Consider the following 17,772-nt stretch of genomic DNA (forward strand, 5'->3'; position numbering starts at 1 on the left):
AAGCTTTTTTATGTATGCGTAATTGTCATAGCAACTTGTTTATCTAAGTCTCGGTCCCAAATGCGTTGAATTTCAAACGTACCTTTTTCAAAAAATAATGGGAATCTCTCTTTAAACCAATCTTGCATAGGAAGATTTAGTGCTTCATCAATTGGTACCCATAATAATTCGCCTTCAGGAGGGTTCATAAGAAGTTCACCATCAAATGAGTCTGTCCAATAATTAAATACCATATATCGAACATTTTCTTTCGGATTTACGTATTCATCTAATCCTTTAAAACTTAAATTTGAGACAAGTAATCCAGTTTCTTCTTTTACTTCTCGTGTAGCAGCTTTAACGATACTTTCTGGAAAATCTACTTTACCGCCAGGAGCGATATAACCAGGGAAACCTAGATGATCGGGGCGCTGTATTAGCAATACTTTGTTATTCTGCTGAATCATACACATCGTGTAAATACGGTGTTCTATATCTTTCCAATTGTTGCTCATATGAATCTCTCCTCTTATAAAACCTTATAGTTTTTAACTATAGTTATATATGACAAAAAATACAATAATAATACAAAAATATACAAATTCCAATTGACTATTACTAATTTTCAGAACTATAATTAGTCTGTTATATAAATATATTGTACTTGAGAGGGGAATATATTCTATGAAAAATAGAATAATCGCAGCAGGATTAATCGCAGCTAGTATATTATCTTATTCATCTAGTAGTTTCGCACAAACAAAAAAATTTCCAGATATCATAGCTAAACATTGGGCAGAAGATTCTATTTACTATTTAGTAGATAAAGGTGCAGTTACAGGTAACGATAAAGGAATGTTCGAGCCTGGAAAAGAAATTACTCGTGCAGAAGCAGCTACAATGATGGCTAAAATTTTAAACTTACGAATTGATAATAATGCTAAACCATCTTTCGGTGATTCTCAAAAACACTGGGCTACTCCAGTCATCGCAGCTGTAGAAAAAGCTGGCGTTGTTAAAGGTACAGGCAATGGATTCGAGCCAGACGGGAAAATCGACCGTGTTTCAATGGCGTCTCTTCTTGTAGAAGCTTACAAATTAGAGTCTAAAGTAAACGGTATTCCAGCAACTAAATTCAAAGATTTAGAAACATTAAACTGGGGTAAAGAAAAAGCTAACATCCTAGTTGAATTAGGCATTTCTCTTGGTACTGGTGAGAAGTGGGAGCCTAAGAAAACTGTAACAAAAGCAGAAGCAGCACAGTTTATTGCAAAGACTGACTCACTTAAAGTAGGCAATCCTTTAGTAGAAAAGGTAGTTATTATTGATCCTGGTCATGGAGGATTTGATCCAGGGAATCCGGGACAAGGTGTAGAGGAAAGTGGAATTGTATTTGATACTTCTTTAAGATTACAGAAGTTGTTAGAAAAAAATACACCTTTAAAAGCTTTGTTAACACGTGAAGAGAATGGAAATCCAGGCAGTAACAAAAATGAATCTCTTGCGAATCGAGTGAAATTTGGCCAAGAGCACAATGGAGATATATTTGTAAGCATTCATGCAAATTCTTCTGAAAATCATGATGGTCATGGAACGGAAACATATTATTATAAAAAATCCAAGCGTGGAGAAGAGACACAGATTGAAAAGGATAGCGAAGTATTAGCGAAGAAAATTCAAAAACGAGTAGTAGAAGCACTACATACAAGAGATAGAAATATAAAAGACAATCATTCATTTTATGTAGTAAATAATAATACAGTACCAGCAGTTTTAACAGAGCTTGCCTTTATTGATAATAATATAGATAATGGTAAATTAGCTGATGAATCAGGAAGACAAATTGCTGCTGAGGCAGTTTATGCTGGGATTTTGGATTATTATGAGTGGAAAGGTTTCGATGTTTCAAAATATCGTTTAGCTAAATAAGAATGTTGATTGCTAAGTCCATCGTCTATATAGAGGTGGGCTTTTTATGTAAATTTATAACAGAATAAAAAGATATATCGTATTATGCTGATTATGAATAAAATAATGGTAGATTAGTTTATTTTTATCACGTATACTTTTACTGTTGACTAATTAAGAGTTTGTTAGTTTAATAGGGAAAATTATACGATAAAGGGAGGCAAGTTAACACGGGACAAGCATATAGAAAACGTGTTAAACAATTTATGAAAAAAGTTATTTCTAATGTGTTGGCAGTGACAGTTGCACTTCAAGTAGTGCTGGCTCCAGCAACTTCGTTTGCATCTACAAAAGAATTTCCAGACGTTCCGAAAAATCATTGGGCACTTGAAGCGATTACTGATTTAACGTCAAAAGGGGTTATTGTAGGTTACGATAATGGTAAATTTGGCTTTGGAGATGTTGTAACTCGTGAGCAAGTAGCAGCATTAATGTATCGCGCTTTAAAACCAGAAGTAAAAAGCGATTATAAAAATCCATACTCTGATATTAGTGCAGGAACGACGATGTTCCCAAAAGAAATTTTGGCATTAACAGATATGGGGATTTTCGTAGGTGATGGTAAAGGGACGTTTAGACCGAAAGAATCATTAACTCGTGCTGAAATGTCTGTTATTTTGCAAAGAGCATTTAAATTAGAAGTAAAAGCACCACATACATTTAATGATATAGATGCAACACATTGGTGGGCAAAAGAAGCAATTAGTGCATTACAATCCAATGGTGTATCGGTAGGAAATGGGCTTGGAGGATTTGATCCATCAGGTGTATTAACACGTGAAAGCTATGCGCAACTTTTATATAAAGCGATGAAAATTAAAAATGATGTTCCTGTTGAACAACCATCGTATATTAATCTAGACGTAACTTTGCCATCTAACGTAACGGCACTAGAGATTGATAATTTCATTAAAAAATCTCATTCAGATAGTCCACTTATTGGAACTGGTAAAGATTTTATTCAAGCACAAAATGAGTATGGTGTGAGCGCACTATATTTAGCTGCACATGCAATCTTAGAATCAGCGTACGGTAAATCAGAAATTGCATATCGTAAACATAATTTATTTGGCTTAAGAGCATATGATCGTGACCCATTTGCATATGCAAAATATTTACCGTCATATAAGGAAAGTATTTCTTACAATGCTGATTATGTAAGGAAGAACTACTTAGAAGAAGGTGCAAATTATTTCAGCGGTTACACATTACCTGCTATGAATGAAAAGTATGCAACAGATAAAGAATGGGCTGGCAAAATCGCTAATATTATGGAGCGTATTAAACCGTTTAACAAGAAAGATTATGAAAATGTAAAACGATTACCGAAAAATCCTAATACATTAAATGTAGAGGCATTAGGAAAAGATATTCCATATAAAGATTATGCAAAAGATGCAACAGCTACTGTTCAATTAGTAGGCTCTTACTATCAAGTGCCATATCCATTTGGCTATACAATTAAGAGTGTACCAAATGTTACACAAAATGAAGTTGGAAAATTAGAAAATGGTAAGAAAGTAAATGTATATCATGAAGATCCAAACGGTTGGGTAGAATTTTCATTTGAAAATGCTCAAGAAAAATATTGGACATTAAAGAATAACTTAAAATTATAATATAAAAAAGGTGTTTTCATTTATGGAAACACCTTTTTTATTTATATTTAACATGTAATATTGGTAGATTTATTAGGAGTTTCTATTTTACTTTTACCAATAATTTAACAGTTTCATATATAATTAAAAGTATTGAAGATTGAATTTTCTGTTTTATATTCGGTGTTAACTTAATTTGAAAAGAGGGGAGAAGTATGCAAGGAGAAATACGAACAGAGAAACATGTAAGTTATGTCGGTAAATTGTTATTGCCAGTTAAAGCGTCACCACATTTTAAATTTTTGTGGATTGGGCAATTACTTTCGACTTTAGGTAGTTCGATAACGATGGTTATTTTGCCAGTCGTTGTGTATTCATTAACTGGTTCAACAGTTGTAATGGGAATGACTATGGCAATGTACATGCTACCTAATATTCTTGCTTTACCGTTTGCAGGTTTAGTTGTAGATCGAATTGATCGAGTGAAATTAATGTTATTAACAGATATAATTCGCTGTATACTAATGCTTTTACTTGCGACACTTATATTTATGGACGTTTTAACAATTCCACTTCTATATGTACTTGTAGCATTATATGGGCTTATGGAAGGGATATTCCAACCAGCATATGCGGCTGTAAGGGCGAAAGTATTTGTACCGGAAATTCGTAATGCAGCTAATGCATTAACGCAAATGAGTAATCAAGGTATACGACTAATTGGACCGGCTCTTGGAGGATTGATCGTTTCAGTTGCATCTGCGGGAATAGGATTTGGACTGGATGCAGTAACGTATTTGTTATCATTTTTTTGTTTATTATTTTTAAGAGAAATAAAGTTTAAAAAAGTAAAACCCATCGAAAAGAGGAAGACTGATTACAAACAAGAGTTTATGGAGGGGGTTTTCGTTTTAAAAAGTCATCCGTGGCTGTGGGTTACAATTTTAGTTTTTTCTTTTGTAAACATTTGTTATGCCGGCATTATCGTCGTATTAATTCCATGGTTATTTAATGTTCATCATCATTTTGAAGCATACGTGTATGGATTAGGAATGGCATCTTCTGGTGTTGGGGCTGTAATTGCCGCGCTAATATTTGGCGGGAGGGAACGGTGGCATAGGCGGGGATTACTTGCCTATGGTGGTGTATTAATAAGTGGTTGTGCGCTCTTAATAATGCCGTTTATTGCTTGGGCACCTGCATTAATTGGATTAATGGCAATTGAAGGATTCGGTATGATGATATTTGGACTCATTTGGGAAACAAGTTTACAAGAGCTTGTGCCAGAAGAAGCCTTTGGAAGGGTGGCAAGCCTTGATATGCTAGGTTCATTTGCTTTATTGCCACTAGGTTATGTGGTTGTAGGATGGTTAGCTACTGTCATAGGTGGTGAGATAACGATTATAACACTAGCTATATTAGTACTTGTAACAATTGGAATAGCGTTATGTGTACCAAGTATTCGACGATTTGATTGATGATATAAGGGAAGGGGAACGACTTATATGATTATAGAAAACTTGAACGATATAGTAGTAAAGGAATTGGACAGACAATACACTTTGCAGGAAAAGGTCTTTGAAGCAAAAAATTTTACAGTCTACATTGCTACCTATAGAGAAAATAAGCTAGCATATAACCAACTAGTATTAATAAAACATTTTTGTAACGAAAAGCCTTCCGTACATATTGGGCATAAGAAAATTAGCACCGATGCAACAAAACTGGATATCACAAAAGAAGTAACAGAAGCAATTCAATCTGGTTTTATAAATGAAGAGTAAGCCCTAATCAAATTAGGGATTATTCCTCATTAAAAACAAATGTTTGTTTCAGTTGTTTCCCCTCATTTACCGGATGGCCGTTGTAAGAGAAACTGTTTTCTTCCCAAGTGATGACGACTTTGAAATTATGGCTATTAAAGTCTAATGGGAATACGATATAGTCAAAGCTTGTATGGCTTTTTGAAACGTTGTTATGTAATGTAGTAGGATTAAAAGTAGCTTTAGAAGTAGGAGTGTTATCAACTATTTCTACAGCTACGTTTGACACATCATTACCGATGTTTTTTACGAGTAAACGATATGTATCGTATACACCTTGTTTTGGCTGCACTGCTTGCTTGTTTGCACTATAAGATTGATCGATTTCGATATACCACTGTTTTGACTTTGATTCAATTGGTAGTGATTGAAATGTGTATGCACTAGCTTGTATTGGTAGTGCTAAACAGATTAGTGCAAAGAGAGAAAATAGTATTCGTTTCATTTTTAGAGAGCTCCCATTCTGTAACGGATTTATTTATTAGTATCTTCTCTTCATGTGAGTATATACCATATAATGTAAGGTGATGTTTATGAGCCTCATGAATGTAATTTACATTTTAAATGCGAATATTAACTGCTGTATTTTTTATGAAAGCTGTGTAGAGATTTTTCTACACAGTTTTTTCTAATGTGAAAAAATTTCCAAAAATATGTTAAAATAACATTGTCATACAACAAGGGGGATTTGTTTTATGGAAAATGGACATCTTGCTAAAGTGAATGTAACGAAAAGAATTGAATCGAAATCTAAGTACAATAAGAAACTTGAAAAATATCAAAGGCGCTTATTAGCATTACAGCAAATAGTAAAAGAAGAAAAAATCGCAGTTATGTTCGTTATGGAAGGCTGGGATGCGGCTGGAAAAGGCGGAGCGATTAAGCGAGTGACAGAACACCTTGATCCACGTGGGTTCCAAGTCAATCCAATTGGAGCACCAGCACCTCATGAAAAACGGTACCATTACTTGCAACGTTTCTGGCGGAAACTTCCTCAGTACGGGCAAATTACTATTTTTGATCGCTCATGGTACGGCCGTGTGTTAGTTGAGCGTGTGGAAGGTTTTGCTACAAAGGAAGAGTGGATGAGAGCGTATGATGAGATTAATGATTTTGAAAAACTATTAACAGATGATCATTATATAGTCGGAAAGTTTTTCTATCATATTAGTAAAGATGAACAATTAAAGCGGTTTAAAGATAGAGAGAACAACCCTTTGAAAAAATGGAAAATTACAGACGAAGATTGGCGCAACCGTGAAAAATGGGATGAGTATGTTGAAGCGATGGAAGACATGTTTGAAAAAACAAATAAGCCAAATGCAAAATGGCAAATTATCGCGAGTAACGATAAATTATATGCTCGATTGAAAACGTTGAAAGTGATTATTTCATTAATTGAGGATTATCTCTTAGAACATAATATAGAATTACCTTCGTATTATTATGAATTAAAAGAGGGAAAGACAGAGAGTTTTGCAGCTAATGAAGATGCAGTTGTAAAATAGTACAGAGTTTACATATGAAATATAAAGTAGAGTTACCCTGGAATTTTGAACGATAAAATTACAGGGTATTTTTTTATCCCGCTTTAATGGGCAGTAAGACCCCCACCTCAAAATTCAGGGAAAGCAAAGAAGTTAGGTGGGGGATCAACTACCCATAAAAGTCCGATTGATGAGGGCTAATGATCAGTGGGGGATGAAGAAAACCCCCACTGATTAAAGTTTCACTTTATTTAGAAAAATTTTACAATTAACAAAAAAAGGTATATAATCAATAATCATATTAACAATGTTAATATGATTATTGATTATATACTATGTGGGGGTCTTATTTTGAAGGGAAGAGATGTTGTTTTAGGTTTGTTAATGGGAAAAGAAATGTCTGGTTATGATATTAAAATTGTGTTTGAAGACGTATTTACTCACTTTTTTGATGGGAGTTTTGGAATGATTTATCCAACGTTACGACAGTTGGAAAAAGAGGGGAAAATAAAGAAAGAGGTTATTATGCAAGAAGGGAAACCAAATAAGAAAATGTACTTTATTACAGATGAAGGGCGTGAAGAGTTTTATCAATACATGCAAACAGATGTAGAGAAAGACGTTTTACGTTCAGATTTTTTAATGAGGATGTATTTTGGTAATTATAGCGATGATAAGGCAATTAAAAAATGGATTGAAGATGAAATTGAAAAGAAAGAGGCATACATTGCGGATCTTCGTTTGAAATATGAAAAGTGGAGAGAAGGTATTACTTTTGTTGAGGAAATTTCACTCGATGTAGGTATTGCATCGTATAGTGCTCAAGTAGAGACGTTGAAAAGAAAACTAGAGCAACTAGAAGCAAAAAAACACAATAAAACAGAAGAATGAAAAACACGTTCATAATAAATAAAGGGGTAGATGAACATGGAGCAATCAAGGGGTATTAAGATTGTCTTTTTAATGTGCTTAGGTATATTTCTTTGTATGATTGATACGACAATTATGAATATAGCTTTACCAGCGATACAAACGAGTGTAAATACTTCATTGGAAAAGATGTCTTGGGTATTAAATGTTTATACAATGACAATAGCGGTACTCGCTATCCCGCTAGGGCGGATAGCTGATATTTTTGGGAAAGCAAAGATGTATATTCTTGGTTTGATTATTTTTGGCGGCGGGTCAGTACTTTGTTCTTTTGCTAATACGGGCGATTTTCTTATCTTTTCCCGCTTTATACAAAGTGTAGGTGCAGCGATTTTATTTCCAACTAGTATGGTAATTGGTGTATCTGCAATGCCATTAGCTAAGAGGCATGTTGCACTTGCAATTTTAGGCGTAACACAAGGATTGTCAGCTGCGATGGGACCAGTAATAGGTGGAATTATTACACAAAATTTCGGTTGGAGATGGGTGTTCCTCGTTAATGTTCCAATTTGTATTTTTGGAATCATTTTATGCTTCTTTATGCTACAAATAAAAAATGAAGAACGTATTATCTCAAAAATAGATTGGATAGGATTGTTATTAAGTAGCACAGCAATTTTTTCTTTTACTCTCATATTAGTAAAAGGCAATACATGGGGATGGCAAAGTAATATAGCTTTGTTTTGTTATGCAATTAGCACTATTTCTCTTATTCTATTTGTTTTAGTAGAACGAAAGATTCATAATCCGATGGTGAATTTAAATTTATTTAAAGATCGAATGTTTGTCGGAGCATCTATCGTTGTCATATTAAGTAATTTATTTTTAATTGGAGTTACTGTATTGCTTCCGACGTTCTTGACAAAAATACAAGGCCGAACGGAAATTGAAGCAGCTTTTTTAGTGACACCTATTTCAGCAATGATATTTTTTGTCTCACCAGCTGCAGCAACTTTGATTAAAAAACTCGGAAAAGTAACTATTATTTTGTCAGGCTTTCTTGTTATGGGCTTATCTTATTATTGGTTGCAAATGATTGATGTTAATTCAACAAATATAGAAATTATTATTCCATGTATGATATTAGGTGTTGGGTATGGTTTAGTAGTAGGTCCAATTACAGTTTTAAGTGCTTCTTCGTTTGAAGGGGAATTACTAACTGCTTCTCAGAGTGTTGTATCAATGTTACGGCAAGTAGGTATTGTTTTAGCGGTCGCAATATTTGTATCTAACTTAACTCATAATTTAACTATAAATAAAGAAAATGTATATCGTTATGCAGAAGAAAAAGTTCGTAATATTCATGTGAGTAGTGACGAGCAAGCTGAGATATTACAAGTAACAAAAGAAAAAATAGAGAATCAAAGTATAGAAACAAATGTCGAAAAGCATCAAAATGAAACATTTGTAGGGTTAAATAAAGAGAAAAAAGACGAACTAATTCACCAAAAAGTGGCTGAGGTATTAAGAGAAGTTCCAGTAGAATATAGAGATGTAAAAAGAGAAGAAGTAATGAGTCAAGTGACAAATGAAGTTGAAAAACAAGAGGAAAGTATAAAGAAAGAAGTACGTGCATTTTCGAATGATGTGAATCATTATGCTAAGAATCAGATGGCTATGAGTTTTACAGATTTATATAAAGCGAGTGTGCCAATTATTTTAGTTTTTGCTTTAGTGAGTTTGTTATTTTGGGAAGGAAAGGCTTTGAGTAAAAAGAGAGGGGAAAGAGTTGTAGGGGGAGTGTAAGGGAAATAATCTAAAGGTGAGTTATGCTCAAATGATGGAATGCTAGCTGTGAAAAAATTAGTATAATTATTATGGGAACTCTTCGGTAATGAGTGAAACGTAAACAGTGGGGGTCTTTACATGTATAAATAAATTTCAGCATTATAAATTTGGGGATTTTGTTGTTCTATAGTACATTAACAAGAGGTATTAGTTTTATAGAAAGGATGAGAAAATGATAGATACAGCAGATGCTTCAATAAGTAATCATATATATACAGAAGAAGAGCAACAAAAATTATACAAAAGAACGTTACTAATCGTAAGCATTTCACAAATGTTCGGCGGAGCAGGGTTGGCTGCTGGAATTACAGTAGGTGCACTTCTTGCGCAGCAAATGCTTGGGACAGATGCATATGCAGGATTACCAGCTGCTATGTTTACAATGGGATCTGCGGTAGCGGCTTTCTTTGTTGGGAAATTATCGCAAAAACATGGTCGCCGCATAGGGCTTGCAGGAGGTTTTATAGTAGGCGGGTTAGGGGCTATTGGAGTTGTGGTTGCAGCTTTAACAAATAGTATTATTCTTTTACTAGTTTCTTTACTTATATATGGCGCGGGCACAGCTACGAATTTACAAGCGCGTTATGCTGGAACAGATTTAGCGAATAAGCAGCAAAGAGCAACTGCTATTAGTATTACGATGGTAATGACGACTTTTGGTGCAGTCGCAGGTCCAAATTTAGTAGGTGTAATGGGAAGGTTTGCTCATTCAATTGGGATTCCTGAACTTGCTGGTCCGTTCATATTATCAGCAGCTGCATTTATACTGGCGGGTATTGTCCTATTTGTTATGCTTCGTCCAGATCCGTTACTTATTGCTAATATGATAGAAACATATAAACAAGAGCATACATATAAAGGGCAAGCGGTAACAGAGGAAACGATAGAAAATAAACGAGGAATTACTGTTGGGGCTATCGTAATGATACTTACACAAGTCGTGATGGTCGCGATTATGACGATGACGCCAGTTCACATGGGACACCACGGTCACGATTTAAGTGCAGTAGGCCTTGTGATAGGTTTTCATGTAGGTGCAATGTATCTTCCGTCTCTCGTTACAGGAATGCTAATTGATAAAATTGGCAGAACTACTATGAGTATAGCTGGCGGAGTAATTTTACTAGCGGCAGGTGTCATAGCTGCAATAGCGCCGAGTGATTCTTTAATACTATTAATTGTTGCTTTGTCTTTACTTGGATTAGGATGGAACCTCGGTTTAATAAGTGGTACGGCTCAAATTGTTGATGCAACTATACCTTCCACACGTGCAAAAACACAAGGGAAAATAGATGTGTTTATCGCGCTAGCTGGAGCTTCAGGCGGAGCGATGTCAGGTATGGTAGTAGCGAATTCAAGTTATGCGGCCTTGTCATTAGCTGGAGGAGTTTTAGCTTTCATGCTGATTCCTGTTGTGATATGGGCTCGGACAGGTAAAGTGAAACTTTAATTAGTGGGGGGCTTCATCCCCCACTAATTATTAGTTGAACCAATCGGACTTTAATGGGCAGTTGATCCACCACCTAAATTCTTTGCTTTCGCTGAATTTTGAGGTGGGGGTCTTACTGCCCATTAAAGCGGGATAAATAAAATTAAGATAAAAAAGGCTGCGTTCAAAGGGAGGTAATCAATCTTTGAATGCAGCTTTTTTGTAGTGAATTGTATAAAAAAACTTTTTAGTTTAAATCCCACTCCACAATAAGGCCTAAATGCGTAAGACCACCACCAAATCCATAAAGTAAAAGTGTTTCTCCGTTATTTAATTTTCCTTCTTTTCTAGCTAGATCTAGAGCGAGTGGAATAGAGACGGAAGATGTATTCCCCATATATTCCACACTCGTTAATGTTTTTTGTGTTGGAATTTTAGATTTTTCACAAATAGATTCAATCATTCTTAAGTTAGCACTATGTGGAATAAACCAGTCTATATCATTTATTTTCATATTTGCGGTATGTAATAGTTCTTTTATACCTGCTGGTACTATGCGTGTTGCCCATTTATAAACTTCTCTCCCATTTTGCACGATTTTTTCATTTGTTTGCAGTGGTGTGCCATTCATAGTAGTAGATAAGTTTGTTCTGTATAGATGAATGCCACCGTGCCCATTTGTTCCCATATGAGCAGCAATAAAGCTTGGTTTGTTTTCATCTCTTTCTAATAAAATAGCTCCAGCACCATCGCCAAATAAAATACAAGTCGTTCTATCGGTGTAATCAGTAACTTTAGATAATGTCTCTGTCGCTACGACAAGCACTTTTTCGTGTGATCCAGAAGTGATTAAGCTATTACCGACGTGCAGGCCATATGTGAAACCAGCGCAAGTTGCATTTAAATCAAAAGCTAGTGTATGGGGTATGTTGAAGTGTTGTTGTATTTGACACGCGACACTAGGAAAAACATAGTCAGCGGTTGTTGTAGCGACGATGATACAGTCTATATCTTCTAAATGCTTTTTAAAAGTTGTACATAAATTTTCAATTGCTTTAATGGCTAAGTGTGAGGAGTATTCGTCTTCGCAAGCAATTCTTCTTTCCTTCATTCCTGTTCTTTGTACAATCCATTCATCATTCGTATCGATCATCTTTTCTAAATCGTTATTAGATAATATTTGATCTGGAACATAAGTACCAATTGCAGTAATACGAGATTTAGAATGCATGGGAACATCTCCTAACGTATTTTTATAACCTGATACTAATATTAGGTTATAAAAATGTCAATATAGACTTTTATTGTATTGAAGTGATAATGCTTAACTTATTATGGAGGAATTTGGCGAGTGGTGTAAAAATAATATACGATAAGTTTTTAAAATTGATTATGAAGAGAGTTGGGCTCTTTGAAAAGAATTTTGTATATATTGCCTGTTGTCATTATTTGTAGCTTTATTCTTATTATTTTTCCAGGGAAATCTTATGCTTGTGATTGTATTAACGTATCAGCAGAAGATGCATTTCAAAAAAACGATGTAGTATTTGAGGGGAAGGTAATTGAGGTTGGAAGGAAAGAAGGGGGTGGGATTGAAGTATTATTTGAAGTGAAGGGAATTTGGAAAGGGACAACGTCTTCGCAAATTATTGTGTATACAAATGGTGGGGATTGTGTGTTTCACTTTTTAGAGGGAGGAGAGTACTTAGTATATTCTTCTCAAAGAGGGTCTGAAAAACAATTACACACACATAGTTGTAGTGGAACGAAGAGATTAGATGAGGCAGGAGCGGACAAAGTGGCTTTAAGTCAAATTGCAAAAGAATCTGTTCCGACGAAGAAAGTCGATTTAAAAGGTGGCATGTTGAACGGTTTAAGCTGGTGGCAAGTTGTTACTCTTTCTGTCGGTCTGTTACTGATAGTAGTTCTTGTGATTTTTGTTGTAAGAAGAACGCGCAAAAAATGACGATTAAAGTAAATATATAAAGATTTTCTTTCTGTTTCTATAGGTGGTTTAATCTTGTGAAAGCGAATTACTTATGCTACACTTTATGTAACTTAAAATGAACGGAGGGGCTTCCTTTGATCTTAATCAGATTACGTCTCAATACTTTGTGCCAATAATTGAATAGCGCTCAAAGGCTCTGTCTGTGTACAGAGTGAACGGGATTGGTCTGCCTATTTTAAAGGAACCCTTTATTAAGCTTATATGTGAAAAAGAGGGAGGGACGAATACGCCCTCTTTTTGTTTTGCCTTTATAAATAGAATGGGATCGTATAGGTGAACACTTATTGTGGATGCGTATATGATCTTGGGACTTTTTGACTATGAGATAGAATGAAAGTATAACTTTCTTCTATTTCTTTGGTGAACCCTTATCCGTTTACGAAAACACAGGCAGTAACCTGTGTTTTTTATTTTACGTAATCGAAATGGAGGAATAAATATATGGAAGAATTATTACAAAGAGCAGTTTTAGTTGGAGTAAATTTAGGTAATGAAGATGACTTTGCGTATTCGATGGAAGAGTTAACAAATCTTGCAGAAGCTTGTGATGTAGAGGTAATTGGGCAAGTGACGCAAAATTTACAACGAGTAAATCCATCACATTATATTGGAAAAGGAAAGATTGAAGAAGTAGCAGCCTATGTAAATGAAGTAGATGCGAATATGGTAATCTTTAATGATGAATTATCTCCTTCTCAAATTCGAAATTTAGAAGCGGATTTAGATTGCAAAGTAATTGACCGTACCATATTAATTTTAGATATTTTTGCGCAACGTGCGAAAACGAAAGAAGCGCAGTTGCAAGTTGAGGTAGCGCATCTTCAGTATATGATGCCTCGTTTAATCGGTCTTCGTGAATCGTTAGGAAGACAGAGCGGCGGAGTTGGTACGAAAAATAAAGGTGTCGGTGAGAAGAAATTAGAGTTAGATCGTCGTAAAATTGAAGAACAGATTTCAGTTTTAAATAAAGATCTAGAAGCACTTGTTGCCCAGCGTCAAACGCAGCGAAAGCAGCGTAAGAAAAATGAAGTACCAGTTGTAGCATTAGTAGGATATACGAACGCAGGAAAGTCAACGACGATGAATGCGATGCTTGAGATTTACAATGGTACAGAAGAAAAACAAGTATTTGAAAAAGATATGTTATTCGCGACGTTAGAAACATCTGTACGAAATATTGATCTGCCAGATAACAAATCATTTTTATTAACGGATACAGTTGGATTTGTAAGCAAACTACCACATCACCTTGTGAAAGCGTTCCGTTCAACGTTAGAAGAAGTAGCGGAAGCGGACCTACTTATTCACGTTGTAGATTATGCAAATCCAAATTATGAACAGTTAATTGATATTACAAATGAAACGTTAAAGAAAATTGGAGTTGAAAACATTCCGACCATTTATGCTTATAACAAATCAGATATGGTAGATGTTGAAATTCCGAAAGTACAAGAAGAACGCGTTTATTTATCAGCGAAGGAACATATTGGAATAGAAGAGCTTGTCGAAATGATTCGCTCACACATCTATAAAGAGTATACGAAGTGCGAAATGTTAATTCCGTATAATCAAGGACAGGTAGTTTCTTATTTCAATAATCATGCGCACGTTTTATCTACGAGTTATGAAAACGAAGGTACGAAACTAGAAGTAGAATGTAAGACGAGTGATTACGAAAAGTATAAGCGTTTTGCAATATAAGAAAAAAGGCGATCCTAATATATGTTAGGATCGCCTTTTTTTATTAATAGTTGCAAGTAATTCCTTTGTCCTGTCCTACTATAAAAGAAAATACAGAACGTTTATAAAAAATCCAATAAAACAGATAGAAAAAATATATTATTTGAGAAGTGATATTTCTGGAAAAAGAAATGAAACCAGTATAGAATAGAAATGTTTCAAAAGTCAGAATTTATTACACCTGCTGTAATAAATATATATTTTGTACAGGAAGGAGAGATTCATATATGCAGGCAGTTTCGAAAAAAAATACGATAGAAACACCGACGATATATCGAATACTATTTGCGATTAGTTTCGGTCATTTTTTAAATGACTCGATGCAAGCAGTTGTGCCGGCATTGTTTCCTATTTTGGAAAAAACGATGAATTTATCCTATATGCAAGTAGGGTGGATTGCGTTTGCATTAAATATGACGTCATCGATTATGCAGCCGGTTTTTGGTATGTATTCGGATAAGAAGCCGTCACCATTTTTATTACCGCTCGGTATGTTTTCGAGTATGCTTGGGATGATTGGACTGGCTTTTGCACCGAACTTTATTATTGTTATTATTTCTGTTTTATTTATCGGGTTAGGTTCCGCAGTATTCCATCCAGAAGGTGCTCGTGTTGCTTATATGGCGGCAGGGGCAAAACGAGGTTTAGCACAAGCGATTTATCAAGTGGGAGGAAATACAGGGAATTCCCTAGCTCCTATTTTTACAGCGTTAATTTTCGTGCCACTCGGCCAAATTGGCTCTTTAGGTTTTACAGCTTTTGCAGCGGTAGGAATTGTATTATTAATATTCGTATCAAATTGGTATAGGAATGAATTAGCTACTGGTGCTGTAAGAAGAAAGAAGAGGGCTGCGCTTGAGGCTGAAAATGCCATAGTAAGTACACATATTAAATTTGTTATTATACTTCTTGTTTTTCTTACTTTTGTACGTTCTTGGTACGGTGCTGGTATCGGGAATTTTTATCAATTTTACTTAATTGAACATTACGGTTTATCTATAAAAAATGCCCAGTATTTCGTATTCGCATTTATGATTGCCGGTGTATTAGGAACTTTCTTTGGTGGACCGTTAGCAGATCGATTTGGAAAGAAAACAATTATTGTATTTTCAATGCTAGGTTCGGCACCACTTGCACTTTTATTACCTCACGTTTCGCTCGTATGGGTCGTACCGCTATTCTTATGTATCGGTTTTATTAGTTCAAGTAGTTTTAGTGTAATTGTTGTTTATGCGCAAGAGCTTGTTCCTGGAAAAGTAGGGATGGTATCTGGATTAATTGTAGGGCTTGCGTTTGGACTTGGCGCTTTAGGTTCTGTAGTTCTTGGGAAATTGGCTGACATATATAGTCTACAATTCATTATGTTATTATGTAGTTGTCTACCATTAATTGGACTTACTTCTTGGTTATTACCAAGTGATAAGAAAACGATAGAATAGGGGATGTACTATGAAATTATGTGAAAATGTTACAGAATTAATAGGAGATACACCTGTCGTCCGATTATCTAAATTTATTCCAGAAGATGCAGCAGATGTGTATGTAAAATTAGAAATGTTTAATCCGTCGCGCAGTGTGAAAGACCGTGCTGCCTATAATTTACTGCACGTTGCAGAAGAGAATGGTCTCATCAAACGAGGAGATACAATTATTGAACCAACAAGTGGAAATACAGGAATAGGCTTAGCGATGAATGCAGCTGCGAAAGGGTATAAAGCGATTTTAATTATGCCAGACAATATGTCAAAAGAGCGTATAAATTTATTGAAAGCATACGGAGCAGAAGTAGTTTTAACACCGGCAGAACAAAGAATGCCAGGAGCAATTGCGAAGGCGTTAGAACTGCAAAAGCAAATACCAAATAGTTTTATTCCGCAACAATTTGAAAATCCAGCAAACCCAAATATTCATCGTTATACGACTGCACTTGAAATCTATGAACAAATGGATGGTAAGCTGGATGCATTTGTAGCAACAGCTGGAACTGGTGGGACGATTACAGGGACTGGGGAAACGCTAAAAGAGAAACTACCAAACTTATATATTGCAGTAGTAGAACCGAAAGGATCTCCCGTTTTATCAGGTGGTGTTCCAGGTCCTCATAAACTAGTAGGAACAAGTCCAGGGTTTATCCCGAAAAACTTAAATACAGAAGTGTATAACGAAATTATTCAAATCGCAGACGAAGAGGCTTTAACGACAATGAGAAACTTAGCGAGACAAGAGGGGTTATTAGTTGGACCATCTTCTGGAGCTTCTGTTTACGCAGCGATTATGATAGCAAAACGATTAGGCGCTGGTAAAAAAGTTTTATGTATTGCACCTGATACGGGAGAACGGTATTTAAGTATGGGATTATTTGAATAAAAATGATAGAACCCCCTTAATGGTGAAATAGCGCTATTAAGGGGTTTGTTATAGGGTATTAAGAGAGGAGAAACACAATGAAACTATTAAAACCAACAAATGAATATAGTGAGAAAATTATGGAGTATCGAGAGGCATTTTTACATACGGATGAACAACCACATGGTAGTAGTTCTTTACAAAATTTTGATTCACTTGATGAATGGTTTGAAAAAGTGAGTAAACAGGAACTGGGAGAAAACCTACAAGGTAATCGAGTACCTTCTAGTCAATTTTTAAGTGTTGAACAAGGGGAACTTATAGGTTTTGTGAATATTAGAAAACAATTAAACGAAGAATTATTGCGGGAAAGTGGTCATATTGGATATAGTGTTCATCCGAATAAACGTCGTCAAGGTTACGCGACAAAACAATTGAAACTCGCATTAGATGAAGCACAAAAGTTGGGGTTGCAGAAAGTATTAATAACTTGCGATAAAGCTAATATTGCTTCGGCTAAAACGATTCAAAAGGTTGGCGGTGTGTTAGAAAATGAAGTAGTTTCTTCTCACACTGGGGAAATTGTTCGGCGTTATTGGGTAGAAATATGATGTAGTGGAACATTGAAAAGGGAATGCAGTGCATAATATCGAAATAGATAAATGAAAAGGTAATT

At 35.2% G+C, this 17,772-nt stretch carries 16 protein-coding genes; 13 read left to right on the forward strand and 3 right to left on the reverse strand.

Features of this window, described 5'->3' with window-relative positions:
* Positions 1-8: 8 nt before the first annotated feature.
* Positions 9-494, reverse strand: coding sequence for an 8-oxo-dGTP diphosphatase (locus tag PDL00_RS06870; RefSeq protein ID WP_242254886.1), 486 nt, complete (start codon positions 492-494; stop codon positions 9-11).
* Positions 495-663: 169 nt separating this feature from the next.
* Between PDL00_RS06870 and PDL00_RS06875 the strand changes: the two genes are divergently transcribed.
* From PDL00_RS06875 to PDL00_RS06890, 4 genes are all read left to right on the forward strand, one after another.
* A complete protein-coding gene (locus tag PDL00_RS06875) occupies positions 664-1,908 on the forward strand; it encodes an N-acetylmuramoyl-L-alanine amidase (RefSeq protein WP_270727936.1) in 1,245 nt (414 codons plus the stop codon).
* Between the two features lie 245 nt (positions 1,909-2,153).
* Positions 2,154-3,566, forward strand: coding sequence for an S-layer homology domain-containing protein (locus PDL00_RS06880; protein ID WP_270727938.1), 1,413 nt, complete (start codon positions 2,154-2,156; stop codon positions 3,564-3,566).
* A gap of 194 nt (positions 3,567-3,760) precedes the next feature.
* A complete protein-coding gene (locus tag PDL00_RS06885) occupies positions 3,761-5,023 on the forward strand; it encodes an MFS transporter (RefSeq protein ID WP_270727941.1) in 1,263 nt (420 codons plus the stop codon).
* 27 nt (positions 5,024-5,050) lie between these two features.
* The gene (locus tag PDL00_RS06890; RefSeq protein ID WP_242254890.1) at positions 5,051-5,329 is read left to right on the forward strand and encodes a hypothetical protein; all 279 of its coding nucleotides are present in this window, start codon (positions 5,051-5,053) and stop codon (positions 5,327-5,329) included.
* A 19-nt stretch (positions 5,330-5,348) separates the two neighbouring features.
* Here PDL00_RS06890 and PDL00_RS06895 read toward each other — a convergent pair whose 3' ends face one another.
* Positions 5,349-5,813: a hypothetical protein gene (locus PDL00_RS06895; RefSeq protein ID WP_242254892.1), complete on the reverse strand. Its 465-nt coding sequence runs from the start codon at positions 5,811-5,813 to the stop codon at positions 5,349-5,351.
* Positions 5,814-6,063: 250 nt separating this feature from the next.
* Between PDL00_RS06895 and PDL00_RS06900 the strand changes: the two genes are divergently transcribed.
* The 4 genes from PDL00_RS06900 (at position 6,064) to PDL00_RS06915 (ending at position 11,023) form a co-directional block, all read left to right on the forward strand.
* A complete protein-coding gene (locus tag PDL00_RS06900) occupies positions 6,064-6,876 on the forward strand; it encodes a polyphosphate kinase 2 family protein (protein WP_270727945.1) in 813 nt (270 codons plus the stop codon).
* A gap of 330 nt (positions 6,877-7,206) precedes the next feature.
* Positions 7,207-7,746 carry a PadR family transcriptional regulator gene (locus PDL00_RS06905; protein ID WP_270727949.1) on the forward strand — a complete coding sequence of 180 codons (540 nt, stop codon included), beginning with the start codon at positions 7,207-7,209 and terminating at the stop codon, positions 7,744-7,746.
* A 36-nt stretch (positions 7,747-7,782) separates the two neighbouring features.
* The gene (locus PDL00_RS06910) at positions 7,783-9,531 is read left to right on the forward strand and encodes an MFS transporter (RefSeq protein WP_270727950.1); all 1,749 of its coding nucleotides are present in this window, start codon (positions 7,783-7,785) and stop codon (positions 9,529-9,531) included.
* Between the two features lie 214 nt (positions 9,532-9,745).
* Positions 9,746-11,023 carry an MFS transporter gene (locus tag PDL00_RS06915; protein WP_242254897.1) on the forward strand — a complete coding sequence of 426 codons (1,278 nt, stop codon included), beginning with the start codon at positions 9,746-9,748 and terminating at the stop codon, positions 11,021-11,023.
* Between the two features lie 226 nt (positions 11,024-11,249).
* Here PDL00_RS06915 and PDL00_RS06920 read toward each other — a convergent pair whose 3' ends face one another.
* The gene (locus tag PDL00_RS06920; protein WP_242254899.1) at positions 11,250-12,233 is read right to left on the reverse strand and encodes a ketoacyl-ACP synthase III; all 984 of its coding nucleotides are present in this window, start codon (positions 12,231-12,233) and stop codon (positions 11,250-11,252) included.
* A gap of 180 nt (positions 12,234-12,413) precedes the next feature.
* Here PDL00_RS06920 and PDL00_RS06925 point away from each other — a divergent pair, with 180 nt between their 5' ends.
* The 5 genes from PDL00_RS06925 (at position 12,414) to PDL00_RS06945 (ending at position 17,707) form a co-directional block, all read left to right on the forward strand.
* On the forward strand, positions 12,414-12,968 hold the full coding sequence (locus tag PDL00_RS06925) for a cobalamin biosynthesis protein CbiN (RefSeq protein WP_270727955.1): 555 nt from the start codon (positions 12,414-12,416) through the stop codon (positions 12,966-12,968).
* A 483-nt stretch (positions 12,969-13,451) separates the two neighbouring features.
* Positions 13,452-14,711, forward strand: a complete 1,260-nt coding sequence (gene hflX, locus PDL00_RS06930) for a GTPase HflX (protein ID WP_270727958.1) — start codon at positions 13,452-13,454, stop codon at positions 14,709-14,711.
* A gap of 266 nt (positions 14,712-14,977) precedes the next feature.
* Complete coding sequence (locus tag PDL00_RS06935; RefSeq protein WP_061673186.1) at positions 14,978-16,189, forward strand: MFS transporter; 1,212 nt, start codon at positions 14,978-14,980, stop codon at positions 16,187-16,189.
* A 10-nt stretch (positions 16,190-16,199) separates the two neighbouring features.
* A complete protein-coding gene (cysK, locus tag PDL00_RS06940) occupies positions 16,200-17,117 on the forward strand; it encodes a cysteine synthase A (protein WP_270727965.1) in 918 nt (305 codons plus the stop codon).
* A 77-nt stretch (positions 17,118-17,194) separates the two neighbouring features.
* Complete coding sequence (locus PDL00_RS06945) at positions 17,195-17,707, forward strand: GNAT family N-acetyltransferase (RefSeq protein ID WP_270727967.1); 513 nt, start codon at positions 17,195-17,197, stop codon at positions 17,705-17,707.
* Positions 17,708-17,772 lie beyond the last annotated feature (65 nt).

The sequence above is a fragment of the Bacillus cereus group sp. TH152-1LC genome, assembly GCF_027710505.1.
Lineage (GTDB): Bacteria > Bacillota > Bacilli > Bacillales > Bacillaceae_G > Bacillus_A > Bacillus_A mobilis.